Consider the following 14,501-nt stretch of genomic DNA (forward strand, 5'->3'; position numbering starts at 1 on the left):
TCACGCAAGAGCGGATTGCCTGCCCCTCCAGGTGCACCGTGCACGCACCGCACATGGCCATGCCGCAGCCAAACTTGGTGCCGGTCATATTGAGGTTATCGCGCAAGGCCCACAGGATGGGCGTAGAAGGGTCGGCGTCGACTTGTACGTCGCGCCCGTTGATGTTCAATGTGACCATGCCAGCTCCCTAGTTATGACTACTTGATAGTGGCGAACTTTGCTTCCAGCGCACGCTGGTCAACTGCTCCTGCAATGCGGCTACCGTCAGCGAAGAAGATCGCCGGCGTGCCATTGATGCTCATTTTCTGGCCCAGGGCCAGTACCTTGTCGTTCGGCGAGGTGCAGCCATTCGGCGCCGCCGGCGCTGCTTTGCCGTTCAGCATCCAGTCGTCCCAGGCCTTGTTGCGATCGGCCGCGCACCAGATGTTCTGCGATTTGGTGAACGAATCCTGCGACAGGATGTTGTACAGGAAGGTGTACACGGTCACGTTATCCGTACTTGCCAGCGTGGTGGCGCGGAAGCGCTTGCAGTAGCCGCAATTCGGATCTTCGAAAATCGCCATGACGCGCTTGCCGTTGCCCTTGACGGTCTTCAGCGCCAGTTCGAACGGCAGGTCGTCAAACTTGATCTTGTTCAGGTCATCGATACGAGCCTGGGTCAGGTCGGTGCGGGTCTGCAGGTCGAGGATGTGGCCCTCCACCATGTAACGCCCGGTCGCGTCGGTGTAACGCACCTCGTTGCCGATGGCGACCTCATACATCCCGGGAATCGGGGATTTCTTGACGGAGTCGATCTTGACGCCGTTCAGGCGCTCCGCCAGGGCTTTGCGCAGTTGCGCTTCTTCTTTTGCGTTCTGCGCATCGGCACAGGACATCAGCATGACCGAAGCCATTGCCAATACCAGCTTACTCATCTTCATAGGGTCTCCGCTTTACAGCTTTCCGAGGGCATGTGAAATCAGCCGGCGCTTTACGCCCGGCAATTTATCCAGCAAGTTTAGCCCGAAATTACGCACTGCGCGTACCGGTTCGAGATCGGTGCCGAACAGGCGCTCCAGGCCATCCGTGGTGGCCAGCATCAGGCTTACTTCTTCCTTGCGTGCGCGGGCATAGCGCGCCAGCACGCGTTCATCGCCGATGGAGCGGTGTTCTTCCCGCTCCGCCACGGCTTTCACCAGTTCCTGCACGTCGCCGAAACCCAGGTTCATGCCATGCCCGGCCAGCGGGTGCACCACATGGGCGGCATCGCCCACCAGGGCCACGCGCGGCGCCACCATCGAATGGGGGCGCATCAGGCGCAACGGGAAGGACTTGACCACTTCCGGCTGCAGCGGGGTCAGCTTGCCCAGCTTTTCCTGGGCAAAGGCGGCCAGCTTGTCGGCCAGCGCCGTGGCACCTTCGCGGCACAGGGATTCGGCCAGCATGTCAGGTGCCGACCACACCAGCGAAACCTGGTTGCCCGGCAGCGGCAGCAACGCCACGATGCCCTGCTGGCCGCTGAACCACTGGTGCGCGACGCCGTGGTGCGGCAGTTCGCAGGCAAAGTTGGACACCACGCCGCTCTGGTTATAAGGACGGTAATCGAGGCCGATATCGCACTGTCCGCGCACCCAGGACTGGGCACCGTCGGCGCCAACCACCAGCGAGGCGCCGAGGTGGGAGCCATCGTCCAAGGTGATCACGGCACCCTGCTCGTCGTGCTTCAGCGCGACGGCCGTGCCGTGCACGAAATGCACGTTTTGCGCGAAACGCAGCGCAGCATCCAGGGCCTGGTTCAGGTTGCGGTCTTCCACGATCCAGCACAGGGTGCCGGTGCGAGCGCCATAAGCGCCGAAGTTCAGCGCGCCGGCCTTGTTGCCGTCGCCGTTCACCAGCATGGCGTCGACCGGGGCGATACGCGACTGTTCCATCGCGCCCCATACTTTCAGGGAATCGAGCAGGCGGTGGGCAGTGTGGTTGAGGGCGAACACGCGGACATCCCAGCTCCCCTCGTCCGGGCGCGCCGGCGGCGGGGGCGGCCCCAGCAAGGTCACACTCAATCCGGACTGGGCAAACGCGAGGGCTGCCGTCTTGGCAATGGCGCCATTGCCAACGATGCAGACCGCAGTCTGCATATGATGATGCGTGGGCTTGTTCATCCGCGCATTATAGCTTTCCCTCAATGGAAAAAGGCTATTGCAAACCAAGGATTCCCTGCTATAATGCTGCCTCTTGGCCTGGTAGCTCAGTTGGTAGAGCAGAGGATTGAAAATCCTTGTGTCGGTGGTTCGATTCCGCCCCGGGCCACCAAGAATAAAAAGTGAAAACGCCGATCCTTGTGATCGGCGTTTTTCGTTTCCGGGTCCGCCATCTCGGCCGCAACGGCCCTTGTCGTCACCACAACCCTGCTGTGCATGCGCTTGTTCTGGCGTTTTTTTGCACTTTAGTGGGGGTTTAGTGAGAATTGGCGCATTTTTAGTAAATATCAATCTAATACCATCTGATCTTGTCGCTTGCGGTCTACTGCGCCCGACAGTTCCCGGAGTGAACCTTTTCCATCAATTTTGAGTAAATAGTTATTAGCATGAAAAAAACTGTATTCGCCCTCGTGGCATTTGCCATCGCCTCCTCTTCGCATGCCCAGGTTGCAGCGCCCCCTGCCAAAGCCGTGCGCGGCTTTATCGGCATCGGCGCAACTGCCGGCGGCGACAAACTGGCCACTGCAGAATACACCAACGGCGATACCGCCAGCATCAGGGCAGGCTCCGGCGTGTACTTCACCGGCGGCATGGAATTCCGCATCAATGAGCAGTTTTCCGCACAAGCCAGTGTGAATTTCCATGTGGACGACCAATCCGCGCGCAACGGCAGCCTGAAGTTCCAGCGCTTCCCGATCGAAGCCATGGCCTTCTACCACATCGACCAGCAATGGAAGATCGGCACCGGCCTGCGCTATGTCACCGGCGCCAAGCTGAGCGGCAGCGGTGCGGGAGAAATCGACGACCTGAAGTTCGACAACACCTTGAGCGGAGTCGTGGAAGCCGAGTACATGTTCACGCCGCAAGTCAGCGTTAAAGTGCGCTATGTGAATGAGAAGTTTGAAGTCAAGCGCGAATACGGCCATGGCGAGGTGAAAGCCAACCACGTCGGCGTCTCCGGCAACTTCTACTTCTAAGCGCAATACGGCAGCCCGCGCGGCAACGCCGATCCTGGTGATCGGCGTTTTTTTGTCGGGAATTTTTACACATTGCCACTTGGGCAATAAATTTCGCTAATAAAAGAATACATAACTGCTTGTAACGACAAGTGAATCCCGTAATGTTGCTGTAGTGGCATGATACATGCTAGGCCTGCTGAGTCTTTTTAAACTTCCAGGACTCACATATGAAAATTGCTCGCCAGCTGCTAGCCGCCATCGCGCTGATTGCCCCTCTGTCCGCCTTTGCCTTCCCGATCGCTACCTCCGGCACCGAGGGCAATCCTGTTTTGGTCGGCAACGTCGCCAACATCATCGCCCGCTACGAGGGCAATTCCGCGGCATACAGCAATGACCTGTATTTGGTCACCGATGATGGCATTGCGGGCAACGACATTCTTCTATTCAACAATCACAGCTCCCCCATCGGGGCGGCCGTCGACCTTGGCAGCTTTATTGTAGGTACTGAACTTGTCTTCCGCCTGCACGTCAACGACACCAACACCGATTACTTCACTGGCTTGGCCGGCCGCAACCCGGACGGCTCCTTCCACGCGCGCGTCCAGGGCAACTGGCTGCCCAACACCACGCTGGTGAGCTTCGAAGACCTGTACAACGGCCCGTTCGACTTCAACGACCTGAGCTTCTCCTTCACCAACACCACCACGCCGAACGACGTACCGGAACCGGCCAGCATGTTGTTGCTGTCCCTGGGCCTGGCCGGCCTCGCCGTGTCGCGCCGCAAGCCACGCCAGTCTTAAGCCGGGCAAGCACTGAAAACGCCGATCCTTGCGATCGGCGTTTTTGCTTTCGGGGTCCGAACCCGCTTGACGTCAGCCCTCCTCTGTCCTATATTAAACCAATCGGTTAATTAAGTAATTGGTGAAATTCAATGCATGACCCTCTCAGCCAAACCTTTTCCGCACTGGCAGACCCGACCCGGCGCGCCATGCTGGCGCGGCTGTCACAGGGTGAGGCCAACGTCTCCGACCTGGCCGAGCCCTTCCTGGGCGAGATGAGCTTGCCCGCCATTACCAAGCATCTACAGGTGCTCGAAAAGGCCGGCCTCATCACCAAGACGCGCAAGGCGCAATGGCGCTCCTGCAAGATCAATGGCGATGGGCTACGGGATGCCGCCGACTGGATGGAGCATTACCGCGTGTTCTGGGAAGAGAGCTTCGACCGCCTTGATGCCTACCTGAAAACCGTTACCGCAAAAAAACCACCTGAAGGAGAAGAAAATGCCTGAATTCAGTGCCCCGAATGAAATCCGCATTGTCCGCACCTACGACGCGCCCGTGCAGGCAGTCTGGGACGCATGGACCGATCCAGCCCAAGTGGCGCAATGGTGGGGGCCACGCGGCTTCACGCTGACCACGCACAGCAAGGACCTGCGCATCGGCGGGACGTGGCGCTATACCATGCACGGCCCGGACGGGACCGACTTCCCGAACAAGACCACCTACCACGTGGTCGAACCGCTGCGAAAGCTGGTCTACGATCACGGCGCCACTGACGACACCCCCGCCACTGTTCCACGTCACGGTGCTGTTCGAAGAACTGGATGGCAAAACCCGTATGGACATGACCATGGCCCTGGCCGATGCTGAAGCGGCAGCGCAAACGCGCCAGTTCATCCGGCACGCCAACGGCGACTCGACCTGGGATCGCCTGGCCGAATACCTGGGCAAGCGCCTGGCCGACGAAGACAAGTTCGTCATCAACCGCAGCTTCGCGGCGCCATTGGATGTCGTGTTCGATATGTGGACCAAGCCCGAACACCTGGCCCGCTGGCTTCCGCCCACCGGCATGGAAATGCGCTTCCTGCGCGCCGACATCCGTACCGGCGGCGAGTCGCTGTACTGCATGAGCAATGCTGCGATCACCATGTATGGCCGGGCCCACTACGAAACGATCCGCCGCCCTGACCTGCTGGTCTACACCCAGCAATTCTGTGACGAGCACGAAAATGTCGCGCGCCACCCGATGGCGCCGGTATGGCCGGAAACCATGCGAACCACGGTGCTGTTCGCGGCCGAAACACCACAGCGCACCAGGGTCACCGTGACGTGGCAAGTGGAAGGAAACGCTACGGCGGCAGAACTGGCTGCCTTCCTCGAGCACCGCGCCAGCATGACGCAGGGATGGAGCGGGTCGTTTGACAAGCTCGACGCCGCACTGGGCGCCTGAGCTGATTTGAAGCCCCCGCCGCGCAAAGCGGCGGGGGGAACCTCACTTACGGCTTGGAGGCAGGCGCCGCACCGGCCGCACCGGCAGCGGCTTTGGCAAAGTCACCGGCCTTGATCACCGAAACGGCTTCCGGCTTCAGGTTGGCGCGCAGCGCTTCGTTAACCTGTGCCACCGTCAGCGCGCCGACTTTGGCTTCCAGGTCCTTGTCGAAGGCCATGGTGCGGTCGAAGCTCAGGTAGCCCGCCAGGCGGCCAGCCAGGCCAGCGTCACCGGTACGGCCCACTTGCTGCGACTGCAGCCAGGCTTTCTTGGCATCGGCCAGTTCGGCATCGGTGAAGCCGTCCTTGAGCGCCTTGTTCAGCTCCTCACGCAGCGCGGCTTCCACCTTGGCGGTGTTTTGCGGTGCGCTGATCGCGAAGGCCAGCCACAGGCCGGCCGGGTCGCGCGAAGGCACGGACAGTTGCGAGCCCACGCCGTACGACAAACCTTCTTTCTGGCGGATGCGGTCGGCCAGTCGGCTGCGCAGGGCGCCGCCGCCAAGCATGTAGTTACCCATCAACAGCGCTGGGTAAACCGCGGCGTCATCCTTCATCGGCACCGGCTGGATCGCGAACAGGACCGAGTTGGCCTTATCCGGGGTTTCCAGCGAAATGTTCTGGCCTGCCACCTGCTTCAATTCGCTGGCAATGCGGACGTATGGCTGCTCCGCTTTCCAGCTGCCGAACAGCTTGGCAGCTTGCGCCTGCACTGCCGCTACGTCGAAGTCACCCACCACGGACAGGGTGGCGTTGCCGGCACCGTAATAAGCCTTGTGGAAGGCTTTGACCTGGTCCAGGGTCGCGGCTTTTTGTTCCGCCAGTTTTTCCGGCAGGGTCATGGTATGGCGAGGGTGGCCCGCCGGGAAGGTATTGGTCAGGCGCTGCATCGCGTTGCTGGCCAGCGGTTGCGGCTCGGTCATTTGCTGCTCGGTACCCGAGATCATGTCACGCTGCTGCTCGGAGAATTCCTTGGCGGTGAACGCTGGTTTCATCAGCGATTCGCCCAACAGGTCGAGTGCTGCCGCCAGATTGTCGCGCGTGGTGGTCACATTGACGGTGACGCCCTCGGCGCCGCCGTTGATGTTCACGTTTGCCTTCAGCTTATCCAGGGCATCCTTGACTTCCTGGCGCGACAGGCGCTCGGTGCCAGTCAGCAGCAGCGACGCGGCAAGTTCACCGATGGTCGCCTTGCCCATCAGGTTCTCGGCAGTGCCCATGCGCAGCTGTACCGACGCGCTGACAGTATTGCCCTTGGTGCTCTTGGACAGCAGTGCCAGCCTCATGCCGTTGGCGAGGACCGAACGCTGGGTGCGTTTTTCAATGTTGTCGGGGCTTGGGTCGAACACCTCACCCTGCGCGATTGCGGCGCGGCCCTTGTAGTCCTTGACCAGTGCTGCCACGTCCGGCGTCTTCGGCACTTCGGTGCGGTCGGCAGCGTCGGTCGGGATGAAGCGCGCCAGGGTACGGTTGGCGGGTTTCAGGTATTTCAGGGCCACTGCCTGTACTGCCGCCACGTCGACTTTCTCGACCTGGTCGCGGCGTTGGTGGAACAGGCGCCAGTCGCCGGCGGCTTGCGCCGAGGTCAGGGCGATAGTGAATCGGGCAGTGTCGTTGACGGTCTGGTCGACGTCCTTGGCGATGGCGGCCTTGGCGCGCTCGACTTCAGCTTCGGTGACCGGATTGGATTTGAGGTCTTCCAGTGCCTTCAGCATTGCCTCTTCCACCGCGGCGGTCTGGCCATCTTTCGGCACCACGGCAGCGAACAGGCGGTAGCCTGGTTCCATCTGGTTGAAATCAAGATCCATCACGGACGACGCCAGCTTGGCATCGACCAGGGCCTTGTGCAGGCGGCCGCTCGGCGCGTCGGTGAGGACTTTACCCAGCACCTGCAGGGCTGCCGCATCGGTATGGCTGGCCGGGGCCACGTGGTAGCCGGCGGCGACGATCTGGGTACCGCCGGTACGGCGGATAGTGACCGAACGCTCGCCGTCCTGGGTCGGTTCCGCGGTATAGGTCGGGGCCAGCACGCGGGTCGGCTTTGGAATCTTGCCGAACAGTTCGTTGACCTGGGCCAGCACCTTGGCTTCGTCGAAGCGGCCGGCGACCATCAGGATCGCGTTGTCCGGCTGGTAGTAGCGCTGGTAGAACGCGCGCAGGCGCTCGATGCTCACACCTTCGATATCGGAGCGGGCGCCGATGGTCGACTTGCCGTAGTTGTGCCAGTCGAAGGCGACCGACATGGTGCGCTCGAGCGTGACGCGGAACGGATCGCTCTCGCCCCGTTCGAACTCGTTACGCACCACCGTCATTTCGCCTTTCTGGGTCTTGTTGTTCCACAGGTCGTCCTGGCTGATCGGCGAGTTGACCATGCGGTCGGCTTCCAGCTCCAGCATCAGCTTCAGGTTGTCGTCGTTGGCCGGGAAGGTCGAGAAGTAATTGGTACGGTCATACCAGGTGGTGCCGTTGAAGCGGCCGCCGGTCTGGTTCAGGACTTCCACCGGCGTCTTGCTGCCTTTCTTGATGCCGAAGTTGGCGGTCGGCTTGAACAGCAGGTGTTCCAGCAAGTGCGCCATGCCGGTCTCGCCATAGTTCTCGTGGCGCGAACCCACCATGTAGACGATGTTGGTGGTCAGGGTCGGCTTGCTCGCGTCCGGGAACAGCAGCACGCGCAGGCCGTTGGCCAGGCGGTATTCGGTGATCCCCTCGACCGAGGTGACTTTGACAGCGGCAGCCTTGTTGGCGGCGGCTTTGGCCGGTACGGCTGGGGCGGCGGCGAATGCTGGCGACAGGATCCCTGCGCTGAGCATGATGGCGGTAAGAAGCTTCACTCTGGGTAGTTCCTATATAAAAATAAAGGTTATAAATTATATAACCATGAACTTGTCGCCGTGAAAATTCTTTATGACCGCCCCAAAATCACCAGAGGTGCTTGCCGTCGATCACGGTGACTGCGGCCGTGGCAGCGTCGAAGTCATCGAACAGGCGCGCATTCACTGTGATGCGGCGGGTATGCCCGTCCCAGCTGCCGTCTGTTTGAAAGGCTGGCGAGTCGGAAAAGGTCGCGCAGCCACACAGCGGGCAAAAGTGATGCGCCACCTGCCGGGTCTGCCAGCGATAACTACTGTCGCCGCTGGGTGGCGGCAGCAGGCGGAACTGCTCCGGGGCGAAGGCCGCCGTGACGGCGCCGCGCTTGGCGCAGAACGAGCAGGTGCAGCGCGTGAGCTGCGCGGGAATCTCGCCATCGATCTCGAACGCAACGGCGCCACAATGGCAACTTCCTTTGATAGTCATGGCCGGCCTCCCTGTGCAAATCGTCAATGTAGCGCCATCGGCGCTGCGGGAGCGCGCTGCAAAACCATTATTAACAATATAATGCCGGCCCATGAAAAAACACCTGCACCTCGCCCTCGCGGCGCTCACCCTTTCCAACGCCGCACTGGCCAATGACGGTATTGCCGCGGTTGGCGTGGGCGGCATCGTATTCGGCAAGACCGACGCCATTGCCATGAAAAAGGAAGTGCTGAACATCAGCCATAACCTGATCAGCGTCGACTATGAATTCCTCAACGAGTCAGCCAACGAAGTCGAGGAAACCATTGTGTTCCCGCTGCCGCCCTACCCTGCCGCGCAACAGGACAGCGATACCTACTACGGCCAGCCCGACGGCTTTTCCATCCGGGTCGACGGCAAGCCGGTCGCGTTCCAGAGCAGGCTGGTGGCCCGTTCACCTGAAGGCAAGGACCTCACTGCGCAATTGCGAAAACTCGGTTTCAGCAACAAGGAAATCGCCTACTCGCCCACGTTTGCCGACAAGTCCGGCAAGGTTGCCGCCTTCACCGAACAGCAAGCCAAACAGATGATCCAACTCGGCTTGCTGGTAAAGGAAACCCGTGAGCCGACCTGGATGGTGGAGGTCAATTACGTCTGGACCCAGAAATTCCCCGCCAATAAAATTGTTCGGGTCCACCATGACTACCGTCCCTTCGTCGCCGGCGGTCCTGGCGAATCGGGCATGCACGAAGATTTTGCGAAAATCTATTGCACCGATAAAAGCTACCTGAACGCACGCGCCAAGATTGCGGCGCGCAAGGACGGCTACGTCAATACGCATAACGTGTCTTATATCCTCACCACCGGCAACACCTGGAAACGCGGCATCGAAGATTTCGCGCTGAATATCGTCAAGCGCAAGCCGGATGAACTGATCAGCCTGTGCTTCCCCGGCACGTTCAAGAAGATCGACGCGCGCACCTACCAGGTGCGGCTGTTGAACTTCCAGCCGACACAGGATCTCGAAGTCCATTTCGGCAACGTCGACAGCGATGACGATCTGAGCGGCGTCATGCCGGTACTGCCCAAATGAGTGAAGCGCCAGGCATTGCGCTTCAATTTTGCGGCAGCCGCCTTGCTGGAGGTTTTGGTTATCGGCATTGATAGAGTTTGACATACAAAAATGACGATGTGCCAGGTTCACCGGCGCCGTGCCCTTGCCGCATTTCACAATGCGAAAACTCGATCTCATATCGTAGAAAATTGCTTGGCGGCGCACCATACCGAACAGTTCATTCCGCGAAAAGTAATTTCATATCATGGTATAGATAAAATAACCAATTGAATTTAAACGATAAAATATAGCTTATATGTCTTATATAAGACATGGTGCATCGCAAAAGAACGGCCTATCATTATTCCAAGTGCTTCGCCTTTTTTAATCCGCTTTTTTGCTAGGAAAATGACCATGTCCCACTACCAAGACGACATCCAAGCCATCGCAGCCCTGAAGGAACGCAACGGCAGCGCCTGGAACGCCATCAGCCCTGAAGCGGCCGCCCGCATGCGCGCCCAGAACAAATTCAAGACTGGCCTGGACATTGCCCGCTACACCGCCAAGATCATGCGCGCCGACATGGCCCGCTACGATGCCGACCCATCCCAGTACACCCAGTCCCTGGGCTGCTGGCACGGTTTCATCGGCCAGCAAAAAATGATCTCCATTAAGAAGCACTTCAACAGCACCGACCGCCGCTACCTCTACCTGTCGGGCTGGATGGTCGCCGCGCTGCGCTCCGAATTCGGTCCGCTGCCTGACCAGTCGATGCACGAAAAAACCGCCGTATCCGCCCTGATCAAGGAGCTGTACACCTTCCTGCGCCAGGCCGATGCACGCGAACTGGGCGGCCTGTTCCGCCAGCTGGATGCTGCGAGCGGCGACGCCAAGAAAGCCATCCAGGACAAGATCGACAACCACGTGACCCACGTGGTGCCAATCATCGCCGACATCGACGCCGGTTTCGGCAACGCGGAAGCGACCTACCTGCTGGCCAAGCAGTTCATCGAAGCCGGTGCCTGCTGCATCCAGATCGAAAACCAGGTGTCGGACGAGAAGCAGTGCGGCCACCAGGATGGCAAGGTCACCGTTCCGCATGAAGACTTCCTGGCGAAAATCCGCGCAGTGCGCTACGCCTTCCTCGAGCTGGGCGTGGAAGACGGCATCATCGTCGCCCGCACCGATTCGCTGGGCGCCGGCCTGACCAAGCAAATCGCCGTCACCAGCCAGCCGGGCGACCTGGGCGACCAGTACAACGCCTTCCTGGACTGCGACGAAGTGGCTGCCGACGCCCTGGGCAACGGCGACGTGATCATCAAGCGCGACGGCAAGCTGCTGCGTCCTAAGCGCCTGCCGTCCAACCTGTTCCAGTTCCGTCCCGGCACCGGCGAAGCGCGTTGCGTGCTCGACAGCATCACCTCGCTGCAAAACGGCGCCGACCTGCTGTGGATTGAAACCGAGAAGCCACACATCGGCCAGATCGGCGGCATGGTCAAGGAAATCCGCAAGGTCATCCCGAATGCCAAGCTGGTGTACAACAACAGCCCATCGTTCAACTGGACCCTGAACTTCCGCCAGCAAGTCTACGACCGCATGAAGGCCGAAGGCCAGGACGTGTCGGCGTACGACCGCGCCGCGCTGATGAATGTCGAATACGACACCACCACGCTGGCCGCCGAGGCAGACGAGAAGATCCGCACCTTCCAGGCTGATGCAGCCCGCGAAGCAGGCATCTTCCACCACCTGATCACCCTGCCGACCTACCACACCGCGGCCTTGTCCACCGACAACCTGGCCAAGGAATACTTCGGCGACCAAGGCATGCTGGGCTATGTGGCCGGCGTACAACGCAAGGAAATCCGCCAGGGCATCGCCTGCGTCAAGCACCAGAACATGTCCGGTTCGGACATCGGCGACGACCACAAGGAATACTTCAGCGGCGAAGCTGCGCTGAAGGCTGCCGGCAAAGACAACACCATGAACCAGTTCTAAGCCTGCCCTCCAAAGCAAGCAACGCCACCTTCGGGTGGCGTTTTTTATTGCCCTGCAGAACTTGTGTGGTTTCCTGGTCCATCGCCGTCCCTTAACTAAGCGTCACGATTGACCCCAATGCCATAACACCACTAGCATCAGCTTTGATAGTTGCTACCCGCGGCTGTCGCGCTTCTGGTGTCCAAGGCCCTTCATCCACACACGATTCCCAGGACTAATCATGTTCAAAAAGCAGACCGGAAATACCCGCACCAAGTTCGCCATGAGCGTATTGGCGGCAGCTGTCAGTGCCCACTTTTCAATCGCCAGCGCTGCGGACGGCAATATGCGCGTGATCGTCGGCTTCAAAGCTGGCGGCGCGGCCAATGGCAAAGCAGCGCTCGCAGCAGCGCGCGGCAAAGTGGTGCAGGACATGCCCGATATCAATGCCACGGCCGCCGAAATTCCGGCCGACGCAATGGCCACCCTGCGCGGCAATGCGCAAATCGAATTCGTGGAAGAGGACCGCAAGCGCGTTCCCTTCGCAACCAGCACACCGGCCACCGGTTCGCCCTACCAGCTGGGCCAGCTGGTACCGTATGGCATCCCGATGGTGCAGGCCGACCAGCTGCCGGACAGCTACGCCAGCAACCGCACCGTCTGCATCATCGACTCCGGTATCGACCTGGCGCATGAAGACTTGCACGGCAACCGCGTCACCGGCAATACCAATCCCGGTACCGGCGACTGGTTCACCGACGAGAACCACCACGGCACCCACGTGGCAGGTACGATTGCCGCAATCAACAATGCCGGCACCGGCGTGGTGGGCGTCAATCCGGGCCGCCAGCTGAATCTTCACATCGTCAAGGTGTTCGGCGCCGATGGCTGGGCCTACACCTCGACCCTGATCGCGGCAGCCAACAAGTGCGGCGCAGCAGGCGCCAACGTCATCAGCATGTCGCTCGGCGGCGGCGACCCCAGCATCGCGGAGGAGCGGGTATTCGCCGCCTTGGCCAAGCGCGGCGTGCTGTCGATTGCGGCAGCGGGCAACGACGGCAACAACACGCAGTCCTATCCGGCCGGCTATAGCAGCGTGATGTCGATCGGCGCGCTGGACCAGGACAGGAAGATTGCCGACTTCTCCCAGTTCACGCCGAAAGTCGAATTGTCGGCGCCAGGCGTCAGCGTGCTGTCGACGGTGCCAATGGGCGCCGGCCGGGAGACCGAACTGAAGGTGGGCGCCGCAAACTACTCCTCGCGCGTCATGGACGGTTCGCCAGCCGGGGCTGTCAGCGCGCCCTTGGCGGACTTTGGTCTCGGCACGGCAACCGATAGTGCCATGGCCGGCAAGATCTGCCTGATCCAGCGCGGCTCGGTCTCGTTCGGCGCCAAGGTCGCCAACTGCCAAGCCAGCGGCGGCGTGGGCGCGGTGGTGTACAACAACGTGGCGGGCGGCTTGAACGGTACCTTGGGCGGCACTGCGACGACTATTCCATCGGTCGGCGTTTCCGATACCGATGGCGCCAGCCTGGTGGCGCAACTTGGCCAGCAAGCCAGCCTGAAAGTGATCGCCACCAATTACGCCTTGTACGACGGTACCTCGATGGCAACACCGCACGTATCGGCGGTAGCAGCACTGGTGTGGAGCTACTTCCCGAAATGCAGCGCGGCCCAGATCCGCAGCACGCTCACCAAGTCTGCACTGGACCTGGGCGCGCCGGGACGCGATCCGTACTATGGGTATGGGCTGGTGCAGGCCAAGGCCGCGTATGACCGCATCCGCACCATGGGCTGCAACAATTAAGCGGCAGTGACGTCTTGCAGGGCGAGGGACGCCATGGCACGGATTCCCTCGTAAGACCTGGCCGAGGCGATGAACCTGCCGTTGTGGCAAAAGCCGGCGTCCGGCACGCCGGTGACTGCCGCCAGCTCGGCATCGCGCAATCCGGCCCAGGCCTCCGGCAAGTCGGCCCGCGCGTCGAAACTCTCGCTGCTGAGCGGGACCGTATGCAGCAGGTGGCGCTGCTCGGCGATGCTGTAGCTGATCACGAACAGCACTTTCGGCATTTCCTTGCGCACCACCTGGCTCCACGGCAGCGCGCCATTTTTCAGGAACAGGACCTTGCCGCCTTCCAGCACTTCGGCCTGGCGCACCTGCGCCAAGGCCAACAAGGCGCCGACCCGATACTTGACGGCATTGACCATCACGTCGGTCAGCACGGCCATCGCGCGGCGGAATTGCGACAGCCGGAACGCCTCCGTCTGCTCGCCGTATCCCAGCCTTTGCTCATCGAGCCAGTTGGTGTTGTAGCCGGAAATCACCGCCGACAAGCCATAGCTGCCCGGCGCACTCTTCGCTGCGCCCACGTCCGACAGGTCGAGGTACTGCACCACGTCCGCATCGATGCCGTAAGCGATCTCGCGCGCCTGCCCTTCCGCGAGCTGGTGACCGGTATGGGCCAGGGCCAGGGCCATGACGCAGCGCGCGCCATACTCGCGCCACACCAATCCTGCGCTGGCGTAAGGCACGCCTGTTTGCCGCGCGGCGTCGAAGCCTTTTTGATGGTGGTCGAAGCGGCCCGCGGCCGGCTCCCACACCCCGCCAACGTCCACCGCAAAGTCGGCGGTATCGATGACAGCCTGGTCGCGCGTGCGGATGATGTCGGCGCCGGGGTACAAAACGTTCAGGACAGCGACCGCCCACGCATCGTCTGCGTGGAACTTGCCGCTGTGAGTCACTATGAGCATGCCAAATCCAATTCGATGAAACTACACGCATGATATACCGTGACACAAT

At 60.8% G+C, this 14,501-nt stretch carries 14 protein-coding genes and 1 tRNA gene; 9 read left to right on the forward strand and 6 right to left on the reverse strand.

What is annotated here, in order from left to right; genetic code table 11:
- From ACQ4MM_RS04255 to ACQ4MM_RS04265, 3 genes are all read right to left on the reverse strand, one after another.
- Positions 1 to 178, reverse strand: a 178-nt coding sequence (locus ACQ4MM_RS04255; protein WP_431476331.1) for a (2Fe-2S)-binding protein, incomplete at its 3' end; no start/stop codon positions are given.
- A gap of 19 nt (positions 179 to 197) precedes the next feature.
- Positions 198 to 920, reverse strand: a complete 723-nt coding sequence (locus tag ACQ4MM_RS04260) for a DsbC family protein (protein ID WP_431476215.1) — start codon at positions 918 to 920, stop codon at positions 198 to 200.
- 12 nt (positions 921 to 932) lie between these two features.
- Complete coding sequence (locus ACQ4MM_RS04265; protein WP_431476216.1) at positions 933 to 2,138, reverse strand: FAD-dependent monooxygenase; 1,206 nt, start codon at positions 2,136 to 2,138, stop codon at positions 933 to 935.
- Positions 2,139 to 2,213: 75 nt separating this feature from the next.
- Here ACQ4MM_RS04265 and ACQ4MM_RS04270 point away from each other — a divergent pair.
- The 6 genes from ACQ4MM_RS04270 to ACQ4MM_RS04295 all read left to right on the forward strand — a co-directional run bounded on the left by ACQ4MM_RS04270 (position 2,214) and on the right by ACQ4MM_RS04295 (position 5,365).
- Positions 2,214 to 2,289 (forward strand) — tRNA-Phe (locus ACQ4MM_RS04270).
- A 274-nt stretch (positions 2,290 to 2,563) separates the two neighbouring features.
- Positions 2,564 to 3,154 (forward strand): outer membrane beta-barrel protein, encoded by a 591-nt coding sequence (locus tag ACQ4MM_RS04275; RefSeq protein WP_431476217.1) that lies wholly within the window; start codon positions 2,564 to 2,566, stop codon positions 3,152 to 3,154.
- Between the two features lie 209 nt (positions 3,155 to 3,363).
- On the forward strand, positions 3,364 to 3,936 hold the full coding sequence (locus ACQ4MM_RS04280; RefSeq protein ID WP_431476218.1) for a PEP-CTERM sorting domain-containing protein: 573 nt from the start codon (positions 3,364 to 3,366) through the stop codon (positions 3,934 to 3,936).
- A gap of 131 nt (positions 3,937 to 4,067) precedes the next feature.
- The gene (locus ACQ4MM_RS04285; protein ID WP_431476219.1) at positions 4,068 to 4,424 is read left to right on the forward strand and encodes an ArsR/SmtB family transcription factor; all 357 of its coding nucleotides are present in this window, start codon (positions 4,068 to 4,070) and stop codon (positions 4,422 to 4,424) included.
- A complete protein-coding gene (locus ACQ4MM_RS04290; protein WP_431476220.1) occupies positions 4,417 to 4,785 on the forward strand; it encodes an SRPBCC domain-containing protein in 369 nt (122 codons plus the stop codon). Before ACQ4MM_RS04285 ends, ACQ4MM_RS04290 begins: the two co-directional genes overlap by 8 nt.
- On the forward strand, positions 4,721 to 5,365 hold the full coding sequence (locus tag ACQ4MM_RS04295; RefSeq protein ID WP_431476221.1) for an SRPBCC family protein: 645 nt from the start codon (positions 4,721 to 4,723) through the stop codon (positions 5,363 to 5,365). The genes ACQ4MM_RS04290 and ACQ4MM_RS04295 overlap by 65 nt, the downstream gene beginning before the upstream one ends.
- A 46-nt stretch (positions 5,366 to 5,411) precedes the next feature.
- On the opposite strand, the gene ACQ4MM_RS04300 is transcribed toward ACQ4MM_RS04295, so the two are convergent.
- Positions 5,412 to 8,231 (reverse strand): M16 family metallopeptidase, encoded by a 2,820-nt coding sequence (locus ACQ4MM_RS04300; RefSeq protein ID WP_431476222.1) that lies wholly within the window; start codon positions 8,229 to 8,231, stop codon positions 5,412 to 5,414.
- Positions 8,232 to 8,319: 88 nt separating this feature from the next.
- A complete protein-coding gene (locus tag ACQ4MM_RS04305) occupies positions 8,320 to 8,694 on the reverse strand; it encodes a GFA family protein (protein WP_431476223.1) in 375 nt (124 codons plus the stop codon).
- Between the two features lie 91 nt (positions 8,695 to 8,785).
- Between ACQ4MM_RS04305 and ACQ4MM_RS04310 the strand changes: the two genes are divergently transcribed.
- The 3 genes from ACQ4MM_RS04310 (at position 8,786) to ACQ4MM_RS04320 (ending at position 13,508) form a co-directional block, all read left to right on the forward strand.
- Complete coding sequence (locus ACQ4MM_RS04310) at positions 8,786 to 9,766, forward strand: DUF4424 family protein (protein ID WP_431476224.1); 981 nt, start codon at positions 8,786 to 8,788, stop codon at positions 9,764 to 9,766.
- Between the two features lie 375 nt (positions 9,767 to 10,141).
- A complete protein-coding gene (locus ACQ4MM_RS04315) occupies positions 10,142 to 11,722 on the forward strand; it encodes an isocitrate lyase (RefSeq protein WP_431476225.1) in 1,581 nt (526 codons plus the stop codon).
- 220 nt (positions 11,723 to 11,942) lie between these two features.
- Positions 11,943 to 13,508 carry a S8 family serine peptidase gene (locus ACQ4MM_RS04320; RefSeq protein WP_431476226.1) on the forward strand — a complete coding sequence of 522 codons (1,566 nt, stop codon included), beginning with the start codon at positions 11,943 to 11,945 and terminating at the stop codon, positions 13,506 to 13,508.
- On the opposite strand, the gene ACQ4MM_RS04325 is transcribed toward ACQ4MM_RS04320, so the two are convergent.
- Positions 13,505 to 14,452, reverse strand: coding sequence for an MYG1 family protein (locus ACQ4MM_RS04325; protein ID WP_431476227.1), 948 nt, complete (start codon positions 14,450 to 14,452; stop codon positions 13,505 to 13,507). The two genes, ACQ4MM_RS04320 and ACQ4MM_RS04325, sit on opposite strands and share 4 nt — an antisense overlap.
- Positions 14,453 to 14,501 lie beyond the last annotated feature (49 nt).

Source organism: Massilia eburnea, assembly GCF_050709955.1.
Classification (GTDB): Bacteria; Pseudomonadota; Gammaproteobacteria; order Burkholderiales; family Burkholderiaceae_D; genus Rugamonas; species Rugamonas eburnea_A.